General features: G+C 53.7%; 21 protein-coding genes. 4 read left to right on the top strand and 17 right to left on the bottom strand.

Going from position 1 to position 24,543, the window contains the following annotated elements; genetic code table 11:
• The first annotated feature begins 135 nt into the window (after positions 1-135).
• The 3 genes from QMG27_RS02680 to QMG27_RS02670 are packed head-to-tail and all read left to right on the top strand — an operon-like array spanning position 136 to position 3,317.
• Entirely contained in the window at positions 136-1,095 is a 960-nt protein-coding gene (locus QMG27_RS02680; RefSeq protein WP_281812912.1) for a ParA family protein, read from the top strand.
• The gene (locus QMG27_RS02675; protein ID WP_281812909.1) at positions 1,092-1,667 is read left to right on the top strand and encodes a hypothetical protein; all 576 of its coding nucleotides are present in this window, start codon (positions 1,092-1,094) and stop codon (positions 1,665-1,667) included. Before QMG27_RS02680 ends, QMG27_RS02675 begins: the two co-directional genes overlap by 4 nt.
• Before the next feature lie 24 nt (positions 1,668-1,691).
• Positions 1,692-3,317, top strand: coding sequence for an FMN-binding glutamate synthase family protein (locus QMG27_RS02670; RefSeq protein ID WP_281812906.1), 1,626 nt, complete (start codon positions 1,692-1,694; stop codon positions 3,315-3,317).
• 68 nt (positions 3,318-3,385) lie between these two features.
• On the opposite strand, the gene QMG27_RS02665 is transcribed toward QMG27_RS02670, so the two are convergent.
• From QMG27_RS02665 to QMG27_RS02630, 8 genes are read right to left on the bottom strand one after another with little or no spacing between them, the layout of a single operon-like run.
• Positions 3,386-4,693 carry a hypothetical protein gene (locus tag QMG27_RS02665; protein WP_281812904.1) on the bottom strand — a complete coding sequence of 436 codons (1,308 nt, stop codon included), beginning with the start codon at positions 4,691-4,693 and terminating at the stop codon, positions 3,386-3,388.
• 2 nt (positions 4,694-4,695) lie between these two features.
• Positions 4,696-5,145 carry a hypothetical protein gene (locus tag QMG27_RS02660; RefSeq protein ID WP_281812902.1) on the bottom strand — a complete coding sequence of 150 codons (450 nt, stop codon included), beginning with the start codon at positions 5,143-5,145 and terminating at the stop codon, positions 4,696-4,698.
• 22 nt (positions 5,146-5,167) lie between these two features.
• On the bottom strand, positions 5,168-6,730 hold the full coding sequence (locus QMG27_RS02655) for an SPOR domain-containing protein (protein WP_281812900.1): 1,563 nt from the start codon (positions 6,728-6,730) through the stop codon (positions 5,168-5,170).
• A gap of 20 nt (positions 6,731-6,750) precedes the next feature.
• Positions 6,751-7,899 carry a flagellar biosynthesis protein FlhB gene (gene flhB, locus QMG27_RS02650; protein ID WP_281812898.1) on the bottom strand — a complete coding sequence of 383 codons (1,149 nt, stop codon included), beginning with the start codon at positions 7,897-7,899 and terminating at the stop codon, positions 6,751-6,753.
• 1 nt (position 7,900) lies between these two features.
• Positions 7,901-8,668, bottom strand: a complete 768-nt coding sequence (fliR, locus tag QMG27_RS02645; RefSeq protein WP_281812896.1) for a flagellar biosynthetic protein FliR — start codon at positions 8,666-8,668, stop codon at positions 7,901-7,903.
• Positions 8,669-8,681: 13 nt separating this feature from the next.
• Positions 8,682-8,951, bottom strand: a complete 270-nt coding sequence (gene fliQ / locus QMG27_RS02640) for a flagellar biosynthesis protein FliQ (RefSeq protein WP_281812894.1) — start codon at positions 8,949-8,951, stop codon at positions 8,682-8,684.
• Positions 8,952-8,962: 11 nt separating this feature from the next.
• The gene (fliP, locus tag QMG27_RS02635) at positions 8,963-9,730 is read right to left on the bottom strand and encodes a flagellar type III secretion system pore protein FliP (RefSeq protein WP_281812892.1); all 768 of its coding nucleotides are present in this window, start codon (positions 9,728-9,730) and stop codon (positions 8,963-8,965) included.
• Positions 9,720-9,992: a flagellar biosynthetic protein FliO gene (locus QMG27_RS02630; protein ID WP_281812889.1), complete on the bottom strand. Its 273-nt coding sequence runs from the start codon at positions 9,990-9,992 to the stop codon at positions 9,720-9,722. Before QMG27_RS02630 ends, fliP begins: the two co-directional genes overlap by 11 nt.
• A gap of 103 nt (positions 9,993-10,095) precedes the next feature.
• Between QMG27_RS02630 and QMG27_RS02625 the strand changes: the two genes are divergently transcribed.
• Entirely contained in the window at positions 10,096-10,875 is a 780-nt protein-coding gene (locus QMG27_RS02625) for a hypothetical protein (RefSeq protein ID WP_281812886.1), read from the top strand.
• A 3-nt stretch (positions 10,876-10,878) separates the two neighbouring features.
• Here QMG27_RS02625 and fliJ read toward each other — a convergent pair whose 3' ends face one another.
• The 9 genes from fliJ to QMG27_RS02580 form a co-directional block, all read right to left on the bottom strand.
• Positions 10,879-11,319 (bottom strand): flagellar export protein FliJ, encoded by a 441-nt coding sequence (gene fliJ, locus QMG27_RS02620; protein ID WP_281812884.1) that lies wholly within the window; start codon positions 11,317-11,319, stop codon positions 10,879-10,881.
• Positions 11,316-12,635 carry a FliI/YscN family ATPase gene (locus QMG27_RS02615; protein ID WP_281812881.1) on the bottom strand — a complete coding sequence of 440 codons (1,320 nt, stop codon included), beginning with the start codon at positions 12,633-12,635 and terminating at the stop codon, positions 11,316-11,318. Before QMG27_RS02615 ends, fliJ begins: the two co-directional genes overlap by 4 nt.
• Before the next feature lie 3 nt (positions 12,636-12,638).
• Positions 12,639-13,349, bottom strand: a complete 711-nt coding sequence (locus tag QMG27_RS02610; RefSeq protein WP_281812879.1) for a hypothetical protein — start codon at positions 13,347-13,349, stop codon at positions 12,639-12,641.
• A complete protein-coding gene (locus QMG27_RS02605) occupies positions 13,336-14,760 on the bottom strand; it encodes a FliH/SctL family protein (protein WP_281812877.1) in 1,425 nt (474 codons plus the stop codon). Before QMG27_RS02605 ends, QMG27_RS02610 begins: the two co-directional genes overlap by 14 nt.
• A 124-nt stretch (positions 14,761-14,884) precedes the next feature.
• A complete protein-coding gene (gene fliG, locus QMG27_RS02600; RefSeq protein WP_281812875.1) occupies positions 14,885-15,919 on the bottom strand; it encodes a flagellar motor switch protein FliG in 1,035 nt (344 codons plus the stop codon).
• Positions 15,920-15,940: 21 nt separating this feature from the next.
• Positions 15,941-18,163: a flagellar basal-body MS-ring/collar protein FliF gene (gene fliF, locus QMG27_RS02595; protein WP_281812873.1), complete on the bottom strand. Its 2,223-nt coding sequence runs from the start codon at positions 18,161-18,163 to the stop codon at positions 15,941-15,943.
• Positions 18,164-18,183: 20 nt separating this feature from the next.
• Positions 18,184-18,528: a flagellar hook-basal body complex protein FliE gene (gene fliE, locus QMG27_RS02590; protein WP_281812872.1), complete on the bottom strand. Its 345-nt coding sequence runs from the start codon at positions 18,526-18,528 to the stop codon at positions 18,184-18,186.
• The gene (locus QMG27_RS02585; RefSeq protein WP_281812870.1) at positions 18,525-19,985 is read right to left on the bottom strand and encodes a sigma-54 dependent transcriptional regulator; all 1,461 of its coding nucleotides are present in this window, start codon (positions 19,983-19,985) and stop codon (positions 18,525-18,527) included. Before QMG27_RS02585 ends, fliE begins: the two co-directional genes overlap by 4 nt.
• 398 nt (positions 19,986-20,383) lie before the next feature.
• Positions 20,384-24,382 carry a flagellin gene (locus QMG27_RS02580; RefSeq protein ID WP_281812868.1) on the bottom strand — a complete coding sequence of 1,333 codons (3,999 nt, stop codon included), beginning with the start codon at positions 24,380-24,382 and terminating at the stop codon, positions 20,384-20,386.
• Positions 24,383-24,543: the final 161 nt, after the last annotated feature.

The raw sequence follows: 24,543 nt of genomic DNA, 5'->3' as shown, positions 1-24,543 counted from the left end.
TCAACCCCCTCTTTTTGTTACTAATTTTCAAATTGCCTAAGTTCCGACAGAGGGGTAAATTCCATTCCCCGTTGTCAATTTTGGCAATTTAAAACAAAAAGAGAGCGCTGCCCGTCAGTCGCTTGGAGGTGAAAGATGTCAACATTCAAAATTTTGGTCACCAGTCAAAAAGGTGGCGTAGGCAAAAGCACGGTTTCTGCCAACTTAGCGGCTTATTTGCGCCGTCAGGGCCAAACCGTCACCCTGATCGACTTTGACACACACGGCTCCTCCAGCACTTGGTTAACCCGCGCACCCAATATCGGCGTGGTGGTTCAGCACCATGTACTGCCTCTGGATCAAGGCGGCAACCGACCTATCTTGGATGCACGCCTGCATTTGCGTCGCGCCGCCAGCAGCTCCGAGGTGGTCATTTGTGACTTAACTTGGACCGACTCCATTGCAGGCGAACTGATGTTTGAGTACGACTTGATCATCGTCCCCACTTCGGTTTCAGAAATTGAGTTGGCGGCCACGGCAGGCTTTTTGAGCCGGCATCGCTGGGTCTTTGACTCAGCCATTCATACCCCACCCACGTTGTTGGTGTGCCCAACCCGCGTGCAACCTGAACAGTTACAGAGCGATGTTTTCTCAAAGCAACGCTTCCCCGTCAGCTTCATGCTTGCCCCTCCAGTGTTAGAGGCCCAATCAGCGCGTGAGATGTTTGAACGCGGCTATTTGATGGACCTACAAGATAACTGTGGCCAATCGTTCAACGAGTTCGGTAAAGCCGTGTGTGCAGCGCGTGAAATGCGCCAATCGGCCCAAGGCATGCGACAAACAACCAGCACGCGTGTCAATATTCCAGCCAATCGCTCTTTTAGCACATCTAAAGTTGCCACCGAAGGAGTCAAACGCAACAATTTGTTGTCTAATTCAGCTACGCTGTCGAGTCAGTACTCCATCTTGGGGCGTCACCGCATGCAAAAAGTTCGTCCAGAGGACATGTCCAATCAATCGGCGCCTCAGACGAGTGCCTCACCAAGCACGCAAATTGCATCCATGGGGATTCCTCAATTTCTCAAACGCATGTCCATGGGTGTCATGAATAAATGAGCTCCGAACCACAATTCCTGTCCTTCAAAGGACTCAAACAGTACACGCCTGAAGACGGGTGGGGGCAAGTCAATGCGATCTTGCAGTCACATGCTCAGCAGGCCGTCGCGCCCATGCAAGCACCGCAGCCAGTACAACAACGCACTGCTGCGGCAGCACAACCCGCGCCCCAAGCCCATTACCCGCAACAACCAGCAGTCCCCGACAACATCCCCACGTTGACGGAAACACCAGACACATCACAACCCGATACCTCTGCTGTTTTTGACCCGCTGATCGATGAGTTGTTTGAGCAATTGCGCGTTCCGCCCAGTGATGACTTGACACAAACCTGGCGAACCATTGCGGCTGAAGTGAACTTGCTGACAGAGCGAATGGCACTGCAACGCGAGCTGCAAGAGCGTTTGCAAAAACTCGATCAAGAATTGCTCAGTCTGCGCGGCACGATTTTGTCGCACCTCACCGACGTGCAACAAGCCGCAGACCAACAACTCACCTCGGCACGCTTGCGAGCGGAAGTCTCGGCGCTGGCTCAAACCAAACTTTCAGCCAAACTCAAGGCCAAACTTTAAACACCTCATCAAGGAGCGTTGCGCATGCTGGACAAACTCAATCAGATTTATCCGGTGCGCTACACAGCGTTCATTGCATCGGTTTTTTTATTGCTGGTCTCTCTGTTAGGGGCAGGCGTGATGGGCCTCAGCGGCTGGTGGCCCCTGATCTTTTTATGCCTGTGCGGCGTGGGTGTGTACGACTTGCAGCAATCGCACCATGCGATTTTGCGCAATTACCCCATCATTGGGCACTTGCGCTTCATGCTTGAGACCATTCGCCCCGAAATTCGCCAATACTTTTTAGAGTCGGAAACAGAAGCGTCGCCTTTTTCTCGCGCCCAGCGGACCTTGGTGTACACGCGTGCCAAAGGACAATCTGACAAACGCCCCTTTGGTACACAGCTTGATGTGCGTGCCATTGGCTACGAATGGATCAACCACTCAATTGCGCCCACGCATTTGGCTGGCCATGACTTTCGCGTGAAGGTCGGTGGCAAAGACTGCACCCAACCTTATGACATCAGCCTATTCAACGTTTCGGCCATGAGTTTTGGCGCCTTGAGCGCAAATGCGATTCAAGCATTGAACTTAGGCGCCAAGCTCGGTGGTTTTGCACACGACACGGGTGAAGGCTCTATCTCTCGCCACCACCGCACACACGGCGGAGACCTAATTTGGGAAATTGGCTCTGGCTACTTTGGATGCCGCGACGAGCACGGCCACTTCAGCCCCGAACGTTTTGTGGAAAACGTGCGCTCCCCCCAAGTCAAAATGGTGGAAATCAAACTCAGCCAAGGCGCCAAACCTGGGCACGGTGGTGTGCTGCCTGGCCCTAAGGTGACGGAAGAAATTGCAGAAGCGCGTGGCGTTCAAGTGGGCGAAGATTGCGTCTCTCCAGCCGCCCATAGCAGCTTTAGCAGCCCGCTTGAGTTGATGACATTCATTGAGCAATTGCGCACGTTGAGCGAAGGCAAGCCCGTGGGCTTTAAGCTGTGCATTGGCCATCCTTGGGAATGGTTTGCGATTGTCAAGGCCATGTTGGAAACAGGAACACGCCCCGACTTCATCGTGGTCGATGGTGCCGAAGGTGGCACAGGTGCAGCGCCTCTGGAGTTCTCAGACCACATGGGCATGCCGCTACAAGAGGGCTTACGGTTGGTACACAACACCTTGGTAGGCGCTGGACTGCGTGACAGCATTCGTGTGGGCGCGAGCGGAAAAATCGTGAGCGCGTTTGACATGGCGCGCGCCTTGGCATTAGGTGCCGATTGGTGCAACAGTGCGCGTGGATTCATGTTCGCACTGGGTTGCATTCAAGCCCAAACCTGTCACAGTGGCAATTGCCCCACTGGCGTCACCACCCAAGACCCAACTCGCCAACTGGCGTTGGTAGTGCCTAGCAAGGCTGAGCGCGTGCACAATTTCCATGCGCACACCCTAGAAGCTTTGCAAGAATTGATGGAAGCCTCGGGGCTGAAAACACCTCACGATTTCACGCCACGCCACATCATGCGTCGTGTGAGCGAAACTCAGACCCTGCATTTGTCAGACTTGATCGACACCGTCGAAGCCAATGCGTTGCTCAAGGAAGATCTGAGCGACTTACCTGCCGTGTTCAGCGATTGGCCATTGACATCAGCCACAAGCTTTGCAATGACCCGCCAGTAACCCAACTAAAGACGAAAAAAGGCGCCTGTAGAGGCGCCTTTTTATTGGGACCGAGAAGCTTGAATGAATCAATCAGGCACGCGTGGGTACTGAATTGGCTTCTCCCGCACTGGCGCAGCAGCTGCCGCGGCTGCAGCAGCCTTGGCTTTTTCTGCAGCAGCACGCTCAGCAGCGGCAGCGGCACGATCAGCAGCCGCTTTTTCTGAGGCAGCCTTAGCTGCGCGAACCGCAGCAGCTCTTTCAGCAGCAGCTTTTTCTTCAGCAATCTGCTCTGCAGATTTCACAGGCTTTTCAGGCTGCATACGCATGGCGACAGCTCGTTCTGCAGCAGCCCTCTGTTGCGCAATGCGCTCAGCAGCTGCAGCCTTCTCTGAAGCCGCTGCAGAACGCTGCGCTTCTAATGCTGCACGCTGCGCGTCGGCGGCCGCTTTCTCAGATTGGGCAGAGGCCTTGGCTGCCAGTGCAGCCTTGTCGGCGGCCTTTTGAGCCTCACCTGCCACGATGGCAGCTTTCTCTAAGTTTTTATCGATATTTTTCAAAGCGGTGACTTCTGCCGCCGATTGCACACGCTCGCGGTTTTGCATGGCCGCATTTAAATCAGACTTGAGCTTTTGAATCTCCGTCAACAGCACTTGCGTGCTGGGTCCTTGCGCAGCAACAGGTGCAGGCGGGGGTGCAGGTTGCACACGCGCCATGGCTTTTTCAGCCACCGTTTGCAACTTGCCATCGAAAGACTGCAGCTTGCTCTCCATGGTGCTGAGTTGCTTTTGCATGTCTTTGAACTTCAAATCGCTTGACTTGTTGGCCTCGGTTGCGACCACCGTTGGCATAGCGGCCAAGCTCTTACCGAGTTCTTCCAATCGTTTGGCCACTTGGGTTTGGGTGGTGATAACTTCCTCTTGCTTCTCTGTGATTTCTGAGAAGTCGGAATTTGTCTTTCCGATCGCCGTCAGGCTAGCGTCCACCTCGATCACACGCTTGGCCATGGCATACACCATGGTGTCGAGCTCTTTGATGGACTTGGTCATCTTCATGGTGATGGCAAAGAAGATACCCATGGCGATGAGCAAACAAGCACAAAACGCCCCTAGCATGATGCGTGAATGCATCACATTGCGACGGTTGTTTTCTTGAATTTTTGACACCACAGCGCGCATGGTGGCGCTGACATCGGCCGCAATAGAAGCAGAACGTGTGGAGACCTCTGCGGAGTCCAACACGACCGAGGTGAGCTCTTCAATTTGACGAGCCACTTCGTTGGTATCCAAGGATTGCGAAGCAATTTCGGTCAGGCGCTCGGCTGTTGCCTCGACATCCACGATGGCTTCTGCAGCTTCTTGTGCCGCATCGGTGCTCGTTGTTTGTTCATCAGCCATAGTTAAACCTTTGTTTTACTTCGCTCTTCAAGTCGGTCCAGCCGAGCATTGAGCGTATGAATATCATCTGTGAGCTTGCCCATGCGTGCGTGCAGCTCTTCCCCCCATGTATCGGCCTGAGGTGGCGTGTCTTGAATAGGCGCAGCTAACGTTTCCTCACTAGCCAGCGTTTCAACCGCAGAATCTTGCTGCGCTGGGCTTGGCTCTGACGTCTCGGGCTTGTCGGCTTCCTTCACCTGCTCAACAGATTCGCCGTCCACCAACTCGGTCAAAGTTGGCACTTGGGCCAATGCTTCGGCGCTCAAACCCTGCGCGTCTTCCGGCAAATCAGGCACTGAGATTTGTGGCAAGGTTTCGGGCTGATAGCCTGGCTCAAAAGGGGCAGCCTCAGGGCGAATCTCATCAGAGACCGGCACTGGTTCAGATTTGGGCTGTTCGTGTTCTTGGCTCATGCATCATTCCTTGCCTTGGACCTCAAGGTTTCGTAAATTGGCTTTTCATCGATTTGCTGCTACGCAACCACCCCTTGCTGAGCAAAGGACTGGATTGCATAAAAGCATCGGCTTGAGATTTGTTTTCAAAAGGTCCTGCGACCAAAATGTAATAGCGCTTACCGGTGTCTTTGTGCTTGGCGCGCAAAATGCGGGCCTTGGCATACACCGCATTGCTTTTTTGGAAACTGCGCATTTCCTCTTGGGTATCCATGGCTGCGAGCTGCACCACATAGGCATTCGGCGTCAGTTGATCGACCCATGCATCATCTGAATTGGCTTCAGTCTTGCCCTTATTGGCTGATTGATCTGCCTTCACTTCTTTTTCAGCTTTTGCTTTGGTCGTGCTATCTGAGGACGCTGCCTTCACAGGCTCTACCGCTGCAGATGCCACAGGTGCAACAGCCTCAGAAGCTGCTGCACTCGCAGCAGACGCCACCTCTTGAGCTTGACTGGCCACACGAGCAGCTTCTTGTGCCATCGATGCTGCCAACTCAGCCGCGGCCAAAGCTTCGGCGCTTGCTGCAGAAGCGGCAGCGGCTGCGCTGGCCGCCTCTTCGGGCGCAGGCACGGCTGGCGTACCTTTGAGCATGTATTTTTTCAACGACTCCAGCTCTTGGCTCACCAAATCTTTGTACATCAAACCCGAGGTGGCAAGCGAGACCAACACAACCAGCAGGATCCAGCCTGCATAAGACTTTCGAGGTGCGGGCTTGAACAACTCCGCATCCGAGGGAGCTGGCGGCAAACTCGCCGCTTGCAAACTGGGCTCACGCGATGTGCCTGTATCAGGCAGTGCGGCAACGGCAGGCGTTGGCGCTGGGGGCGTCACCTGAGGTTCAACGACAGGCGGAACAAATGCTGGCAGTGGCTCTGGGACGAGCTTGGGCTCTTCTTTTTTGCCAAAACCTGGCACACGCCATGCTGTTTTGGCGGGGATATTGAGCAACTTAGAAACAGGTACCACCTCATCACTCAATGTGGGAGGCTCGGCATGAAACGTAGGCTCAATTTGCTGTGGCTCTGGTTCGGGCTCTGAGGCAACCCAATCTGTCAATTTTTGTTTGGCTTCACCTGCTTCTGTCTCAACTTCCCACTTCACCAAGTTTTTACCAAATGCGTCCACTTTGCTTTGGTAGTTGCCAACACTGTTGATCAACAAGATGACGCTGATATTGCCTGCAGGAAAACCGTTCACTAAACGGGCCAGCAATTGCAATTCAAAATCTTGCATCAAGATGGAATCGCGGAACAACAAAAAGCGTCGTGGAGCGTGCTTCTTGTCTTTTTCTAAGGCCTGATCGAGGGTGATCTCGGACAAGATTTCGTTGAACTTATTGACCAACTGTTCAGAGTTCGTCGAGCTGCACCACTCAATGTGACTCTCGCCTTTGGAGCGCAAGCGTTCTTCAAACAATTTACCGTAGTAATCGAGCACCATGTCATGGTCGCTCAGCACGGCAAGATTGATACTGCCCTCAGTCAATGACTTCAGCAGTATTTCAAATCGCAACCGATCGCCGGGGCTTTGGTAAATGTCTGTCATGCGGGCTCAAACTTCAGGTCTTAAGAATTCATCAAAACACCATTCGAGTCGAACTTCATTTCGTCTGGAATGGTGGGCGATGGTTTGACCACTTCCTGGCCACGACCATAAGACTGGTTCAGGCTGAACACATAGGCAATGACCTGCGCAACAGCGTGGTACAGCGCCTCTGGAATCGGATGATCCAGCTTGGTCGTGAAGTATAAGGCGCGAGCCAGCAAAGGCGCCTCAAAAATATAAACGTTGTGCTCTTTGGCTTCCTCACGAATACGTGCTGCTAAGCCGTCCTCGCCCTTGGCCACCAACAGTGGCGCACCGTCACCCATGGGATCGTAGGACAAGGCCACAGCAAAGTGTGTGGGGTTGGTGATGACCACGTCGGCATCCTTCACCTTGCTCATCATCTTGTTGTTCAAGATTTCGTGCTGACGACGTCGAATTTGACCTTTGACCTCAGGGTTACCTTCTGAGTTCTTCATCTCATCTTTGACCTCTTGCTTGGTCATCTTCAGCTTCTCATTGAGTTGATGACGTTGCAGTGGCACATCCACCAAAGCCACCAAAACAAGACCCAAACTGAGCCACAAACACGAGTCAACAATGATGGTGCCAGCCAACTTGATGGCGACATTCAAATCCATCTGTGAAATATGGGTCAAGTCATTGAGGTTATTCATGACTGACACCAACAAAATGGCCCCCACCAACAAAAACTTCAACACCGCTTTACCGAGGTTCACGAGTGCATCTTTGCCAAACATGCGCGCCAAACCCGTCATCGGGTTGAGCTTGCTGAACTTAGGCATGATGAGTTGGGGTGAAAAAATGAATCCACCCGCCAAAGTGGTGGACAACACAGCAATCACATAGAGCACGGCCATCAATGGCAACACAATGAGAAAACCGTCCACCATCGAACTACCAAAAATTGCAGGCAATAACTCTGCTTTGTCCGTGATGCGTCGATCAAACTGCAGCTGATGCTTGAACAGATTGCTCATGCTGTTGAACAAGTACTGCCCCATCATGCTGAAAAACAAGGTGGCAATCACCATCATGGCCGCAGGCGCTAATTCTTGCGAACGTGCAATCTGCCCGTCTTCACGGGCTTTCTTCAACCGCTGCGCCGTCGGTTCTTCGGTTTTATCTTGGCTGCTTTCTTCCGACATTTCAGCCTCCTAAATACGAACGCAACGTCATGAATGCTTGCGTCCATACCCAATCCATGCGGGCCACATTGCTGCCCATGGAAAAGATCAGCACCAAAAACCCCATCAAAATCAGCGCGGGGAAACCTACCGTGAAAATATTCAAACTAGGTGCAGCGCGTGCCACGAAACCTAAACCGATGTTGATAAACAGCAGCGTCATCATCACAGGCAATGCGATCAACAGCGCGCCCAAGAACATCATGGAGCTCCAGTTGATCATCTTGCCCAGCATGTCCTGACTAAAAAACGGCTGCCCAATCGGCAACAGTTTGAATGATTCGATGACCAAGCCAAACACAATCAAGTGGCCACCCATCCCTAAGAACACCAAGGTACCCATGACATTGAAGAGCTGCGACAGAACCGGCACGCTCCCCATATTCGGGTCGACCATGTTGGCCATCGACAAGCCCATGGAGCCCGAAATTGCCTGCCCTGCCACCACCAATGCAGCCGAGGCGACTTGAAAGACCAAGCCCAATGTCAAACCAATCAGAATTTGACGGGCAATTTCCATCAAGCCATCGGCGGTAACGGGATCAATCTTTGGAATTTCAATGTATTGCGTGACAAAAAATGACATCGCAAACGCCAGTGAAATGCGGATGCGCATGTTCACGGCACGAATCGAAAAAATAGACGTGAACGCCAAAAACGCAGACAAGCGAAGCATTGGCCAGATGACGACCAAAAACTTGTCTAGGATTTCAATGAGTGAGGCGTTCATGACAAATCGCGAGTTACATGAACAGGCTTGGAATGCGGGTGAAGATGCTCTTGGTGTAATCCACCATGGTGTTGATCATCCAACCACCAGCGAGTGACATGGTCAAACCCACCGCCAAAATTTTCGGAATGAAACTCAAGGTTTGTTCGTTGATCGACGTAGCGGCCTGAAAAATACCAACCACCAAACCCACAATCAAACCCACTGCCAACAAGGGGCCCGAGATGATCATCGTCATCCACAGGGCTTGGCGGGCCAAATCTACAACTGCTGCGCTATCCATGATGGCACTCCTTAGAAAACAAAGCTGTTGGCCAGAGACGCCATCAACAGCGTCCAACCGTCAATCAGCACGAACAACATGAGCTTGATCGGCATTGAAATAATCATGGGCGACAACATCATCATGCCCATCGACATCAACACGCTGGCGACGATCAAGTCAATCACCACAAACGGGATGTAAATCAAGAAACCAATCGTGAAAGCACTCTTGATTTCAGACGTGATGAATGCAGGCATCAGTGTCGTGAAAGGCACTTGTGTGGCGTCATCCAACTCGCGGCGGTTGGCGATTTGCATGAACATGGCGATGTCGTCTTCGCGTGTTTGCTTGGTCATGAAGTCACGCACAGGCACTTCGGCTTTGATCAAGGCTTTGTCAAAGTCGAGGTTGCCATTCATATAAGGACCCACCGCTTCTTTGTAGACCGTTTCAAACACGGGCGACATGATGAAAAAGGTAAGGAACAGTGCCAAACCCACCAACACGGTATTGGGTGGTGTTTGGGCAGTGCCGATGGCCTGACGCAAGATTGATAGCACGATGATGATGCGCACAAACGACGTCATCATCAGCAGCATGGATGGCAACAGCGTGAGCGTTGTCATCAACCCCAGCAATTGCAGGCTCATGCTGTATTGCTGGCCACCCTTGCCACCGCTCACATTGACCAACGGTATGCCTTGCGCATGCGCCATCATGGGCAATGAAGTCAACGCCAGCAAGAGCAAGCCCAAGATGACGTAAAGAATTTTTTTGGTGATGGGCTTACGCAGCATGACTTGGCTCCTGCGTCCACGCATGCAGTGTTTTCACTTCTGCCGGACTGACACTGGTCAACACCATCTGGTTGTCGACTTGAATGAGCACCATCTTGTGCTTCAAGCTCAAAGGCAAGGCCTCCAACACCTGAATGCGTTTTTCTTCACCGCCGTGGGTTGCAAAGCCACGGCTTCGCTTGACCCACCACAATGCGCCCACGAGCAGTAACAACACACTGAAGGTGCTGGCGATGAATTGACCCCAATCGAAACTTTGCATGATGTTTTTCCTGTGCGCGATGACGGTTTTTTGACACTGGACGTGCCTATCTGCTGTGGTGTTGCAAGCCACGTGCCAGCTTTGTGGGCGGTATAGTCAGTTCATGCGACAACTCAAAGTTCCCGCCCTTGCGTCAAATGCATTGGGATTCATGCGTGACTTGATTCACGCCGGAGGCACTGGGGGTCTCAACTGGCATGTGCACGCCCACTATTCGCACAAACGCTGGCAGCCCACTGTGCAATTGATCGCGCAGTTTTTTGCATCCATCGACCCCAAATCTGATCATCTGGTGTTGATCGGCGGCAGCGCGGGTTGGATGATGCCGCCGAGCTGGCTGACGCGCTTCCAAAAGATCGATGCCTACGACATTGACCCCTTGGCTGCATGGCTGTTCAACTGGCGGCATGGCACTGCGCTCTCAGCACAAGGCATCACCATCACGCACCACCGAGAAGATGCTCTGCTTCGCCTACCCGAGATCTTGCAAGAACATCCGAATGCCTGCATCTGGTTTGACAATGTGCTGGGTCAACACCGCTATCGTGTACGTGATGAAGTCCGTGTCGAACGCGAGTTAGGCGTCATCAAGACAATCCTCAAAGGTCGCCACTGGGGCAGCCTGCATGATGTGTTGTCAGGTCCAACCGATGGCCGCTTGTTGCCTGCAGGCTTGAATGTGTGGAGCCATCATGTCGCAGCCAAGCAAGGCTTGGTGCCAGCTTTTTCTCAGAAGCTATTGGCCACCGTCGGGGCCAAAGATGTTTGGCAGGACCACTTGACCAGTCATGTCTTTTCGCCGGAGACACAAACCACTTGGATGCCCTGGGCCTTCAAACCCAACTACTGGCATTGGCTTCAGGCAGGTTGGGTGCACGCCTAAAATTTAGTGCTTGAGGTTGTAGAGCGTGACGCCCGCGGCATCCATCTCTTTTTGCTCTCGCTTGCGGTGATATTCGCGAACCGCCTTCAAGTCTTGTTCAACCAAGGTATCCATCTGAATGCGCTTTTGCTCAGCGGCCTTGAGCGCTAAACGTTTGACCTCAACAGCGTGTTGGGCTTCATTCATGTCAATGTTCACACGACTGATCAAGGCCTGGAGTTGTTGCATGAAGCCGCGAAAGTTCAAGGTCTCTGCCATGCTGTGTGGACGACTCTCCGCCTCTTTGCTGCGCACCACATAGTCGGCATACAGCAACTCCATGCGTTCGCGGCTTTGCTCCAAGTGCGTCACACGGTCGCGTGCTTTTTTGAGTTCTGCGAACGCTTCATCGCATTTCTCTTTGGCTTTTTTGGCCAACACGGGCCATGCGGCACGGGGCTTCATGACAGCATTTGGCTCAAGCGGCTACGAGTCATGGCGTAGTCTTCGCCCTTGTCCATGTCTTGGCGCAAGAAGTCGACCATTTGTTCACGAATGCGAATGGCTTCATCCAACTCGGGGTTGGAACCCGATTCATACGCGCCCACTTGCACAAGATCAGCGTTTTGTTGGTAGACAGACCACAAGCGGCGCAACTTGTTGGACTGCTTCAACTCGTCCGAATTGACCAAGATTTGCATCACACGCGAAATTGAACCGTTCAAATCAATCGCAGGGTAATGCGCTTGGTCAGCCAAGCGGCGTGACAACATCACTTGCCCGTCAAGCGACGCACGTGCAATGTCCACGATAGGGTCGTTGCCGTCATCGCCTTCGGCGAGCACGGTGTAAATCGAAGTGATGGAACCATGGCCATGGCGACCCACACCACCACGCTCAATGAGGTTAGGCAACAAAGCAAACACCGAAGGTGGGTAACCTTTGGCGGTAGGTGGCTCGCCAATGGCCAAACCAATTTCGCGCTGCGCATGGGCCACACGGGTCAAGCTGTCGCACAGCATCAAGACGTTTTTGCCTTGGTCGCGGAAGTATTCAGCAATCACGTGCGTCATGTGCGTGGCTTTGAGGCGCAGCACAGGCGACACGTTGGCGGGCGCGGCAATCACCACCGACTTGGCCAAACCTTCTTCACCCAAAGATTCGTGAATAAAAGCCTGTACCTCACGGCCACGTTCGCCAATCAAACCAATCACCACGATGTCGGCTTTGGTAAAGCGCGTGAGCATGCCCAAGAGCACACTCTTACCCACACCAGAGCCAGCCACCAGACCAATACGTTGACCGCGGCCAATCGTCAAAGCACCGTTGATGGCCTTGACACCCACATCCAAAATTTCTTCAATCGGGCCGCGCTCCATGGGGTTGAGCGGGCAGCCTAACAAGCTGAGCTGGTCGGGCAAATGAGGCATAGGCTTGCCATCAATCGGCACGCCACGACCATCCAGCACACGACCGAGCAATTCATTGCCCAAACTCACTTGGCCTGAGTTGCTCATCACACGCACGGTGTCACCTGGGCCCACGCCGACCGGATCGGTGAAAGGCATCAGGTAAAGCGTTTTGTCGTTGAAGCCCACCACTTCTGCCTCGACACGGTGGCCTTGCTGACCAATCACTTCGCAGCAAGCCCCCAAAGGGGCCATGATGCCGCGCGTTTCTAAAGTCAGGCCCACCAAGCGCACCAATGTACCGCTGCGTTGCGGCTCTGGTGTGCGCAGTTTGGGCAACGCGGTTTGAACTTCTTGAGCAAAGTCGAGCATGTGTTATTTGTTCACTTGAATCATGCTGCGAATGACGGCAGCCACACGGTTTTGGTCGGCTTGCACCACCATGCGCACGACACCCACCTTGTCTTCGTAGCTGTTGGCGGTGTTGAGCAACTCCGGCGGAATCGCAGGCTTCTTCGCTTTTTGTTGTTCTTTGCGGATGCGCTCTTTGATTTCAGCCAAGGTCTCACCTTCGCGAATTTCAATTTCACCTTCAGCCACGGGCTCCTCAGCTTCGGCGGGCTCCTCGGTGGCGGCTTCGGCCACCACCTCAACAGGCGCTTCTTCCACAGCTTCTGGCACTGGTTCGACTTCTGGCACAACCTCTGGCTCGGGCGGTGTCTCTTCGGCCACGGGTGGCTCTTCGACCACGGGTTCTGGCGTGACTTCTTGTACAGGCTCCGGCACTTGCGCTACTGGTTCAGGAATTTCTTCTGGCTCGGGTTCGACCACTGGCTTAGGTTTGGGCTTCTCAGGCTTTTCGAGCAACATCATTTGATACTTGATTTTCTCAGCGCGTTGCGCCTCAAACAACTCGGCCTTGCGCATCATCTCGCGCTCGACTGCATCAATGGCTGCGCGTTGCAAATCACTGTTAGAAACAGGATCTCCCACCAAATTCAGGATGAACGGACGAATGATGGTCACAATGACCACCATGAAAATGAGCCCCATCAGCAGGGTATTGATTACGTCAGGAATGAACATCATCGTCCTCCACCACTTCTTCTGTGGTCACATTTTCTGTTGTCACTTGTTCTGTCATCTGCGCTGGTGTGGATTGGGCCTCGCCCAATTCCACGTCTGACGAATCAGCTTGAACAGGCTCAGGCTTCATCAGCACCGATTGATCACGCCAAGCCTCGACATCAGACAACAAGGCTTTGGCCAACCCGCTTAAACGCTGTGCGACCAAATCCTCAATCACGGTGTCATTGGCAAACACGCGCACACTGCCGCGTTGCATGTCATGCATGGCTTCCAAACGCATGCCCTTGATCAACTCGGCATCCTGTGCCTGAAGCAGCGCTTTATCTTGCGGATTGAGTTCCAACACCACCGCACCATGCACGGGGTGATCGAGTTCATCCAAACAACGCTGCACCAAGCGCGAGATGGCTTGACTTGAAGTTTTCAACTCACCCAGCACAACTTGCTCTGCAATATGCATGGCCAAGCGCTTGAGTGGATCGAAGAATTTCTGAGGATCTGCGATCAGCTCATGCAAGGCGTGTGCTGCGTTTTCAAACACCACACGTTGCGCTGCCATTTCATCAGCAACTTCCTCACGTACCTTAGTCTCTGACTCAGACGCACCGACATCCTTGCCTTCTGCAAAGCCTTGTGCTTTACCCTCTTCCAGACCTTGGGCATGACCTTCTTGTTGGCCCTGCGCTAGACCTTCGGCAAACCCCTCTTCTCGGCCCTGTGCAAAGCCTTCTTCTTGACCTTGCGTGATACCTTTAGCCATGGCTTCTTCAGTGGCGACACGCACGGCTTCAGCCAATTCAGCGGCAGCCTCTTCACGAGCTTGGGCCAAGCCTTTGGCATATTGCTCTGCTTCACGCTGTGCGACTTCTTCAGGCGAGATGCCGCCCGCCACCATGGGCAGTTGTGGCTCTGGCTCTGGTTCTGGTTCAGCCATCACCTCCTCGGCAGGGGCAATGTCTTGAATAGGCTCGGGACTCAAAGCATCGGCTTGAACAGACACGGATGACGCATCCGTGAGCAGTTCGAGCGCTGAGGGTTCTTCTTGCTCATCGGGCACATCCGGATGGATGACGATGGGGTCGGCTGCCTTGTCATCTGTGGTGATGGGGCTGACCACCAAAGTTTCCGCCAATTCCGCATGTGCCAATGCACGTTGCAACACACTGGGTGTCAACTGCACGCGCAGTTTGGATTTGCGTGTGGCGGCATAGTCATCAAACACAAAAGGTAAATGGGCGTTGGGGTCCTCTTGCGTTTGAACCTCGGCCGGATTCGCATCAACCGACGCCTCATTTCGATATTCGCGCTCGAACAGCGCCAAGGATGCTTGGGCCTGCTTGCTCAAAGATTGCTTGACCGGCTGGTAATGCGCCGCAGAAAAGCCGCTGCTCTTGGGGGGAAGCCCCATATCAGCAAAGTCTGCCGGCGCCTCATCTGTCCAACTGGTCGTGGTGTATCCACGATCACACAGCTTTTGAGCGAGGCCGACATGGGACTGCCATGGCACAGCAGCCCGAGCGGAGTGCGGTTGATTAAACAAAGTCTGCGCCACCCAAGATCAATTCGCCCGAATCGGACAACTTACGCGCCTTGCGCATGATTTGCTTTTGCGCGTCTTCCACGTCAGCCATGCGTTGTGGGCCTTTGGCTTCCATGTCGTCGCGGAACATACCGCGCGCACGTTCGGACATGTTGTCGAAGAAACGCGCTTGGCATTCTTCGCTGGCATTTTTCAAAGCCATCATCAACAAGTCTGGCTCCACCGCACGCATGAGCACTTGAATACCCTTGTTGTCGACACTGACCAAGTTCTCGAACGTGAACATATTGTCTTGAATCTTGAGCATCAACTCGGGGTCGATCTCGTTCAAGCCGCTCATGATGCTGTTTTCCAAAGCGGTCTTGGTCATGTTCATGATCTTGGCGGCCGCTTGCACGCCACCAAAACTGGAGGATTGCGCCGACGCGTTCTTAGAGAACTGCTGCTTCATGATGGCTTCGAGTTCGGCCATCGCCGAAGGTTGCACCGTATCCAAACTGGCCACACGCTGAATCACCTCAGCGCGCGTGTCGGGTGACAGGTATGTCAACACATCAGCGGCCACTTCACTCTCAAGCAAGGACAAGATGATGGCCACCACTTGAGGGTGCTCACCACGAATCATGTCGGCAATGCCACGGGCATCCATCCAAGACAAGATATCCAAGCCCTTGGTGCCTTGACCAGGCATGATGCGTCCGAGCACAGAGGCCGCTTTGTCGTCACCCAATGCCAAACGCATGACGCGCTCCACATAGTCGGCGCCGCCAATGCTGACGTTGTTTTGTTTCTTCAAATGGTCCACAAACTCATCGAGCACATAGTTGACTGCTTCTTGTGAGAAGTTAGCCACTTGCACCATCGCAGCGCCGAGTGCTTGTACCTCTTTAGGGCTCAGGTATTTGATGATTTCTGCTGCTTGCTCTTCGCCCAACAACAGCATCAAAACAGCTGCACGTTGCGTGCTGGTAATGCCTGCGAGCTCGGCTCGCAGCTTGTCGGTCATCACAATGGTGTCGTCAGCCATGATTCAATTCCTCACTCTTAATTACTTCTCGATCAAGCTCTTCAAGACGCCTGCCACACGGGTGGAGTCTTCAGCCATGATCATGCGAATCAACGCCACTTTATCGTCATACGAATTAGCCGTGTTGAGCAAGTCCGCAGAAATCGATTGTTTCTTGGGCTTCATGCTGGCCATACGGGCCTTGACTTCTTCCAATGTTTCACCTTCTTCGATTTCGATGGCTTCACCAGATTCGCTTTCGGCGGCTGCCGCAGCGGCCTGTTCTTGGGCAAGACGGGCAGCTTCCTCGGCGGCCAAACGTTCTGCAGCTTCACGCTCGGCTTGAGCCACGCGTTCAGCCAAGTCAGCGGCACGGGCTTGTTCGTCAGCCAACAAGGCGGCTTGACGCTGACGCTCTTCTTCAAGGGCTTGCGCTTCAGCAGCGGCCTTCGCCTCGGCAGCCAAACGGGCTTGCTCGGCTGCGTATTTGGCTTCTTGAGACAAACGCACGGACTCTTCTGCGGCACGCATGGCTTCATCAGAAATTCGCAGCATTTCGTCGTCGTGTGCTTTCTTGGCATAGGCAGCGGCGGCTTGTGCGGCGGCGTTTTCCGCCGTGGCCACATCAATCGCCATCTGGGCTTGCGTGGTCGCTGCATCAGCGGCGGCGGCGGCCAGGGCTTTGGGATCAATCTCGGGTGACAACAAGCGGCGCACCATCGGACGGACCACAGTCAGGAGGATGAGCAAGAAGATGCCACCCACCACGCCGGCGTTCACCATCACTTGGTAGTTTTCATCGCGCCACCATGGAATCACGGTAGGGTCGTACTGAGGTTCAAACTTGGTGCCCACCACAGTGACCACGTCACCACGGTCGTTGTTGAAACCCACAGCACCTTTGACCAATTGGTTCAAGCGCTCGATTTCTTCAGGGGTGTAAGGCACAGACGTAGGCGTCGAACCATCGGGGTTTTTCTCGACCTTGGCACCTGGGGGCAAAGGACGTTCGTTGATCAACACACCCACACCAATCTTGGTGATCGTGCCCATGGCGCCTTTGGTGTGGCGCACCGCACGATCGAGTTCGTAGTTTTTGGTGCTACGGGCTGTCACTTGCACGCCCTTTTCGCTCACACCCTTCAGGGGGTCGGCGTTGGTTTGCGTGGTGGCTTGTGGGTTGGTAGGCGCTGGAGGGGTGTTAGACAACGCGCCAGGAATACCAATCGCGTCACGGAATGTGTTGCGGTCTTCGACAAACAGTTCAGAACGGGTCTTAGGGCCCTTGTCTTGTGCGTCAAATTCTTCGTTGGTGACTTCGGTTTGGGTGAAATCCAAAGTCATGCTCACCTGTGCGGTCACATTGCTCTCGCCCACGATGGGGGCCAGCAACTGAATCAAGCGGGTGCGATAGAGGTCTTCCATCTGCTGCTTGTGCGTCAACTGCTGTGCGGTCAAACCCAACGGGGCTTCCGTCAACATGTCATTCATCAAGCTACCAAAGTTGTCCACCACCGACACGTTTTCAGGTGCGAGGTAAGGCACGCTCGAAGCCACCAATTGGATGATGGCTTGCACGTTCGCGGAAGAGATGGTGCGACCAGGCAAACGTGTGATCACCACAGAAGCCTTGGTCGGTGCGCGGTCGCGCACAAACACGCTTTGCTTGGGCGCGGCCAAATGCACGCGGGCAGATTTGATGCCACCGATTTGCACAATGCTGCGCGCCAGCTCTTGCTCCATCGCGTTGTTGTAGCGAACTTGTTCCATGAACTGGCTGGTCGTCATGGCTGGCATGTCTTTGAGGTTGTCCATGCCAGAGGCTTCCGTGCGAGGCAAGCCTTTAGAAGCCAACAGCATGCGGGCCTCTTGGAAACGTGATGTAGGCACCGAAATTTGACCGGTGTTGACATCCACTTCAGGCTTGAACTCAGCGGCCTTCAAGGCTTCGATGGCTTGTTGCTTGTCAGCGTCGCTGAGCATCAACACCAAGGGACGGTAAGGCGTAGGCTTGAGCGATGTGAAAAACACAGCCACTGAGACCAGCAGCATGAAAATCACAATGAATGGCAACGCCTTGCGCACGGTGGGCTGGCGCAGCACATCCATGACGGCAGCGCCTGGCCCCTCTTGGGCGTTGATCCATGCGGGCATGCGAGAAGCGTTGCCCGCTGTGGCCGTGTTGGTGTTGGCGGCACTGGTGTTGTCCACACCGGTGGCCACGGGTAAGCCCACGGCGTTCATGTTTAAGGTATCGGTTGCCATATCAGTCTTTCAATCCAGCATCACACAGGCATGTTCATGATTTCTTCGTACGCTTTCATCACTTTGTTGCGTACTTGCAAGGTGGCTTCAAACGCCAATGACGATTTCTGCATGCTCAACACGACTTCGGTGAGCGGTACTTCTTCGCCACGGTCATAGGCTTCTTGCAGCGCATCGGCCTTGATGTCTGCGTCGTTGACTTTGTCCAAAGCGTTTTGAACGGCTTTGAAAAAATCGGGTTGTCCTTGAACCTTGGAGGTGCTAGCTTCGCCCGCTGGTGAGTTCACACCCGCTGCTTGCGTTTGATGCGCACGCAGGGTTTCAATCATGGATTGAATATTGGCGTTGGAGATGCGATCAATCATGCTGAGACTCCTTCAGTCATACCACGGGTGCGCATTTGCGCCAGCTTGTAGCGCAAGGTGCGTGGGCTAATGCCCAACTTGGCAGCGGCCTCCATGCGGCTGTCGGTGCTTTGAATGGCGGCCATGATGACTTGCAATTCACTGGCTTTGACGGCGCTGTCTAAATTCACGGGAGCCGTTTCAATCGGCGCAATCGGTGCCATGGGCGCTGCGGCATATGCAGGCGCTGGCATCACAGGTGTTGCAAGCTGCTCTGCCGTCGCTGGTGTTTCCATCGCCATAGGTGGCAATGCGGCATGCATAGAAGGCATCGCTTGCTCATCCATTTGTGCATCATCGAACATCAAGTGCGCTGGGCTGATGGTGCGGCCACCGCTCAACACCACGGCGCGTTGCACCACGTTTTCAAGTTCGCGCACGTTGCCAGGCCATGGGTAGTTTTGCAACATCACTTGTGCTTCGGGCGTGACGGTGAAAGGCAGACCGCCTTTGACATGACGCGCCAAAGATTGCGCCACCAAGGGCACGATGTCACCTGGACGATCTTTGAGAGGTTGAATACGCAAGCGGAAAGTGCTGATGCGGAAATACAAGTCTTCGCGGAATTCGCGTTGCTCAATCGCCAGCTTCAAATCTTTGTTGGTCGCAGCAATCACACGCACATCGAGGTCGATGGTGGCTTCGCCGCCCAAGCGGTTGAGCTTTTTCTCTTGCAGGACGCGCAACAACTTGGCTTGCAAGTTCATGGGCATCTCGCCAATTTCGTCCAAGAAGATGGTGCCGCCGTGGGCTTGTTCAAACAAACCTTTGTGCTCTTTCAAAGCACCTGTGAAGGCGCCCTTCTCGTGACCGAACAACATGTCTTCGATCAAGTGCTCTGGCATCGCCGCGCAGTTGAGCGCCACAAACGGCGCCTTGGCGCGAGGTGAAGACTCGTGCAACACACGGGCCAACACCTCTTTACCAGCGCCTGTGGGGCCGACCAACAAAGCGGTCACATCGGTTTGTGCCACGCGTTGGGCCAATGCCAACAAGTGTTGGCTGGTGGGGTCCACAAACACATAGCTCTTGGTTTTGAGTTCAGGGGCGTTCAAACCTTTCACAGCAGCTTGCCAAGCTTCGGCAGACCACTCGTCTGACGACAACACATGCAAAGCACCCAAGCGCATCGCGTCGACGGCCACTTCCATGCGGCGGCGATCCACGCGGCACAACACAGGCACGGTGTGACCAAGTTGGGCAATGAGGGTTTGAACTTCTTGGAGCAGCTCGGCGCTATCGCCCAAGCGAATGACCAACACATGTGCACGGCGCAAGGCCAGCGTGAGGTCGCCCAAGGTGGAAACGGTTTCCAGACTGATACCTGCGGCATCCAGCTGGGCGCGATCTGCGGCATCGATTGGACTAAATGGGTCCAACCACACGGCATGAATTACGTTGACAGAAGAAGCATTCACTTTGAGTACAGTCCGAAATAAAGGTAAGACTGTTATGCAAAGGCCGTGCCAGGTATTTTTGTAACCTATGTAATTAAATTTATATGCGTAATGAGCCTAGGACGGTCAGTTTCTCGACGTTGCGACGAGTTACCGACAGGCTTTTTAGAGGCTTTTTGGGTGTCAGGCTTGCCAGGTTTAGGCGAAAAACCGCCACAAAAACGCCCGTCCGTGCGCAGCACCTCCAAGGAAGGAACGACTTTCGAACGAAACCCCATGAGTTTGCAGCCATAAGGCATGCGCACATCCCAAGTCACCGCCATATAGCGGCACTCCCAACAATTGGGGCCTTTTGGAGGTTGAGAGGATGATGGCACAGCGCCTTGCTCAGCTTTCATGCATTAACTCAAAGGTGGTGATTAACCACCCAAGAGTTTGAGCACCGACTGTTGGCTGGTGTTGGCTTGCGCCAGCACGGCCGTCGCGGCTTGCTGCATGATTTGCGTCTTGGCCAAGTCGGTCGACGCTTTGGCGTAGTCCGCGTCTTCGATCTGGCTGCGAGAGGCAGACAAGTTCATCGACACATTGGTCAAGTTGTTGATCACATGATCCAAGCGGTTCATGATCGCACCCATGGTGGCACGGGTGGCGTTGATCTTGTCCATGGAGTCATCCAACATGGTCAACACGGCAGTGGCACCTTCGCGGGTGTTGATGCGCGCTGTGCGTTGCTCAACGTTCAAATCGACGTCACCGGTAATCTGGCTCGTGATGGAGCCGTTCTTACCAAAGTCAGCCAAATCGATGGTGATCATTTGGTTGGCAGTAGCACCCACTTGGAAGGCCAAACGACCAACACGTGGAGGATCCATGGCCGCGCTTGATTGGCCGCCGAATGTGCCCACTTCAAAGCCCATGGCTGCGAAGTTGCTGTTCTTACCAAAGCCGTCATCACCCACAGAGATGGTGAAGGGTTTGCCAGATGCTTTGAGCAAAGCCATTTTGTCTGACGGTGGTGCACCCACAGGCGATGGCAAGTTTGGCAACAAGGCCGGATCTGACACCATGCGCACCGTGCCATAGAGCGTTGTAGCTGTCGTGGACTTTTCCGTGGCAAACAAGATACCTGTGACATCGTTGTCACCCGTACCGTTGGGTGTCAGGGTTTCCAGCTTCATGCTCAAATTAGAGTCAGCGGGCGTCACCGAAGCACCTGTCAAGGTGAAACCGGTGCCTGGCACTTTAGATGTGAGTTGCAACGCATTGCCCACCAGTGAAACACCAATGTTCTTCAAGCCAGAATTGCCAATGGCTGTTTTCATTTGCTCAGCGACTTCAGCCAACGTTGTTGCGCCACCTGCTGTTGTGATGGTTTTGCCATTGAGCTTGATGCTCAACTGATCGCCCAAGTCTGCACCGCTGCCGCTGAAGGAGATTTGTGACACTTGCGCCACTGAACCACCTTTTTCCAGACCAAAACTCGCGGCGCTCAAACTGTCCACGCTGGAGTCAAACCAGACAGACATGTTTCGACCATCGCTGGCCAAGCTCACGCCATAGCCGTTGTCAGACGCGGTGACACCGTGCTGACCCACACGTTGGTTGATCGCTTCCACCACTTTGGTGCGACGCTGCAAAGCGGTATCCATGGGATCGAGTTCGACGGTCACTTCTGTACCGTTGACGAACAAGGATTGCGGACCTTTGAGAGGCTGTGGCAATACCGTGGTGACGGCACCTTTGCTAACGACTGGGTTGGCATAAGCACGCACACCAGTTTCTGCAGATTGCGAGTTAATCGCAGCTGCAATCGCAATGGCGCTCGCAGTTTTATCGCTGCTGGTAGGAACCGTGTTGGAGAACTTGTCATCCGCTGTGGTGGTGGCGCGAATTTTCACGCCGTTGATCACGAGGTCGTTCAAACCCAAGGGTTTGACATCTGCAGGGATGTTGGCCTTGGTGACACCGTAAACATTGTCATTGGTGACAGCACCTGCTGCGCTGGTGCTTGACACTTTCAATGAATAAGCAATACCAGGCACATCTGCGGTCAACAACAACTCATCGGTGGAATTGCCCGCTGTCGCTGTGACACCCACGTCTTTGATTTTGGAAATCAAAGAATTGCGAATTTGTGCAGGTGTTTCACCGCCCACCGCTTTGTGCGTGAACTCCACACCGTTGATGGTGAGGCTGAACAACTCATCGGCCACAGCTGCGCCGCCGCCTGTAGAGAATTTGACACTTTCCACTTGTGCTTGTGTGGCCACCACGGGAGCGCGCTCACTGGTGTTGAAGACCGATTGGTTTTTGGTGAAGTTGCCAGCAATCAGACCTGATCGACCAATGTCACCAATGGCGGAAGAAGTCAAAATCACAGGTGCTTCAATCTTAGATTCAAGCGAATAGGTACCTGCTTGAACACCTTGACGCATACCAATGCTTTCGCCAAACAAATTGGCGTTGAAATCGGTTTCAAAGCGAACTTCAATGTTGCGGCCATCGGCGGCTACCAAAGTCACGCCCTGGTTATCAAACCCTGTGTCAATCGCTTTGACACCTGTTTTATCGCTGATCAAGTTGATCGCACGTACCACGTTCGCACGTGTTTCACGCGGATTGTTAAGCACGGTGGTGATGTCAGCGCTGGCGTAGCCGTTGATGAACACAACACCTTTGACCACATTGGTGGACGACATAGCGCGACCGGTCACGATGTTCTCGTTGACCTTAGCAAACACGCCTGTGCCTTGTACGGTGGTTTGGTGTTCGACGGTGGTGTCCACGGTAGCGACCAAACCTGTGGTGCCTGCGTTGACTGGGGTGTCAGCCACATCACCTTCGTTGACAGAGTAATTGATACCGATGGTGCCACTGCCTGCGTTGTAAGTCACGGTGCGGCCTGTCCCTGCGTCATACAAAGGGCTGGCGCGCAATGCAGCAGCAATGGCAGCCGCGGCTTGAACTGGTGTCGTGTGCACAGATTCATTCAATTGAACCGACACACCACCGACGGTGATGGTGCCAGTTTTGGGCGTACCCATGAATGTCAATGTTTGTGACTCACCCACAGACTGTGTGGTGCTCACTGCTTTACGGTTGATCGCAGCGGCTTTGGCAATCGCACTGCCTGCAGCGTTGTTAGGGGGCGATAGCGCATCGTCTTCCGCAAATGAGGGACCGACATCAATGCCATTGATCAGCAAGTCGCCAGCTTTGAGAGCGGGGATACCGCCAGCCACATTGACTTCCATCGATAGCGGACGATCAGTGATGTCAACCGCGTTGCCTTCGCTGTCACGGAAGGTATACACCATGTCATTGGAGATCACCTGACCGTTGAGGCCTTGGTTTTTGGTAAACGTGACGGTTGAGCCGTCTGGATCACCCAACTCACCCGTCATTTGGATGGTTTTGCCATCGCTGGTCAAGAAGGTGGCGGTCAGTTTGTTTTGCGTGGCATCCAAGTTATTGGGCGTCCAATCAATGGTCAATGCACCGCTGCGCAAAAACTCACCTTGGCCGTCCATGAATTCCTCGCTGGCAGCCACCACCGCCTGATCAGGCGCTGTTTGTGCTGCGACAGTGGCAGACAATGTGCTGCCGAGCGCAGCAGACATCGTCACATCCACCTCTGAGACATCTTTGTCTGAGCTGGTGTATTTGATGACCAATGTGTTGTTGGCTGCGTCAATCGAGACATCGCGGCCGGAAGACTTCGAGAAACGATCGCTTTGCTTCAACGCATCACGAATTTCCACCAAAGCTTCACCCAAATCGGTTTTTGTCACAGGAACAGTCACGCCATCGATCGAAATCGACTTGTCTGAGCCTGTCACATTCAAACCAGCACCGGTGCCTGAGAACACAATGCGTTGTGTTTCACCGACGCCTGTGCCAGAAATTTTCCGTTCAGTGGTTGGGTTGACATACTTGGTCGAGAATTCGCTGGTCGCTGTCGTTTTATAGACAGGCATTTCGCCCACACGCTCACCCGCTGTACCGTTGAGCACAGGGAAGCCGTTCCACTCCGTACTTTCAGAGATGTGCACGATTTCTTGTTTGAGTTGTTGAAACTCCAAATCAAGATAAGAACGTTGTGCGTTGTCATTGGTGTCGTTGACCGCTTGAATCGCCAACTCACGCATGCGTTGCATCATGTCTGTGATCTCATTGGTCGCGCCTTCAGCGGTTTGAATCAGTGTGATCGCGTCGCCTGCGTTGCGCACCGCTTGATTCAAGCTGCGGATTTGATGCGTCATGCGCGTGGCGATGGCCATACCTGCAGCGTCATCGCGTGCCGAATTGATGCGTTTGCCTGTCGACAATTGCTGCATAGCCACGGACTGGCTTCTCTCAGTCGAGCGCAAGGCTGCCTGTGAGAACAATGCTTTGACGTTGGTATTGATAACTGCCATGTTTTTCTCCTGCCCGATACGGGTCAATCAAATTTCCAACGAGTTAAGCAGATACCGTGCCAACTTGTTTTCCGACAACTTGAGGGGTTCTAAAAGAAATATTTACCCTAAGTGGCAAGTACTAAAGCGGCAAAGCGGCAAGGAAATGGCGGCAAAACGGC

Origin of the sequence: Limnohabitans sp. MORI2, from assembly GCF_027925025.1 — a bacterium.
Taxonomy (GTDB): Bacteria; Pseudomonadota; Gammaproteobacteria; order Burkholderiales; family Burkholderiaceae_C; genus Limnohabitans.
Note: the sequence above shows the minus strand (reverse complement) of the source record. Positions and strands in the feature narration are given on the sequence as shown.

What these genes read in the sequence shown, in the direction of transcription:
- QMG27_RS02680 (WP_281812912.1), top strand. Translation starts at nt 136, where the DNA reads ATGTCAACATTCAAAATTTTGGTCACCAGTCAAAAAGGTGGCGTAGGC.
- QMG27_RS02675 (WP_281812909.1), top strand. Translation starts at nt 1,092, where the DNA reads ATGAGCTCCGAACCACAATTCCTGTCCTTCAAAGGACTCAAACAGTAC.
- QMG27_RS02670 (WP_281812906.1), top strand. Translation starts at nt 1,692, where the DNA reads ATGCTGGACAAACTCAATCAGATTTATCCGGTGCGCTACACAGCGTTC.
- QMG27_RS02665 (WP_281812904.1), bottom strand. Translation starts at nt 4,693, where the DNA reads ATGGCTGATGAACAAACAACGAGCACCGATGCGGCACAAGAAGCTGCA.
- QMG27_RS02660 (WP_281812902.1), bottom strand. Translation starts at nt 5,145, where the DNA reads ATGAGCCAAGAACACGAACAGCCCAAATCTGAACCAGTGCCGGTCTCT.
- QMG27_RS02655 (WP_281812900.1), bottom strand. Translation starts at nt 6,730, where the DNA reads ATGACAGACATTTACCAAAGCCCCGGCGATCGGTTGCGATTTGAAATA.
- flhB (WP_281812898.1), bottom strand. Translation starts at nt 7,899, where the DNA reads ATGTCGGAAGAAAGCAGCCAAGATAAAACCGAAGAACCGACGGCGCAG.
- fliR (WP_281812896.1), bottom strand. Translation starts at nt 8,668, where the DNA reads ATGAACGCCTCACTCATTGAAATCCTAGACAAGTTTTTGGTCGTCATC.
- fliQ (WP_281812894.1), bottom strand. Translation starts at nt 8,951, where the DNA reads ATGGATAGCGCAGCAGTTGTAGATTTGGCCCGCCAAGCCCTGTGGATG.
- fliP (WP_281812892.1), bottom strand. Translation starts at nt 9,730, where the DNA reads ATGCTGCGTAAGCCCATCACCAAAAAAATTCTTTACGTCATCTTGGGC.
- QMG27_RS02630 (WP_281812889.1), bottom strand. Translation starts at nt 9,992, where the DNA reads ATGCAAAGTTTCGATTGGGGTCAATTCATCGCCAGCACCTTCAGTGTG.
- QMG27_RS02625 (WP_281812886.1), top strand. Translation starts at nt 10,096, where the DNA reads ATGCGACAACTCAAAGTTCCCGCCCTTGCGTCAAATGCATTGGGATTC.
- fliJ (WP_281812884.1), bottom strand. Translation starts at nt 11,319, where the DNA reads ATGAAGCCCCGTGCCGCATGGCCCGTGTTGGCCAAAAAAGCCAAAGAG.
- QMG27_RS02615 (WP_281812881.1), bottom strand. Translation starts at nt 12,635, where the DNA reads ATGCTCGACTTTGCTCAAGAAGTTCAAACCGCGTTGCCCAAACTGCGC.
- QMG27_RS02610 (WP_281812879.1), bottom strand. Translation starts at nt 13,349, where the DNA reads ATGTTCATTCCTGACGTAATCAATACCCTGCTGATGGGGCTCATTTTC.
- QMG27_RS02605 (WP_281812877.1), bottom strand. Translation starts at nt 14,760, where the DNA reads ATGGGGCTTCCCCCCAAGAGCAGCGGCTTTTCTGCGGCGCATTACCAG.
- fliG (WP_281812875.1), bottom strand. Translation starts at nt 15,919, where the DNA reads ATGGCTGACGACACCATTGTGATGACCGACAAGCTGCGAGCCGAGCTC.
- fliF (WP_281812873.1), bottom strand. Translation starts at nt 18,163, where the DNA reads ATGGCAACCGATACCTTAAACATGAACGCCGTGGGCTTACCCGTGGCC.
- fliE (WP_281812872.1), bottom strand. Translation starts at nt 18,528, where the DNA reads ATGATTGATCGCATCTCCAACGCCAATATTCAATCCATGATTGAAACC.
- QMG27_RS02580 (WP_281812868.1), bottom strand. Translation starts at nt 24,382, where the DNA reads ATGGCAGTTATCAATACCAACGTCAAAGCATTGTTCTCACAGGCAGCC.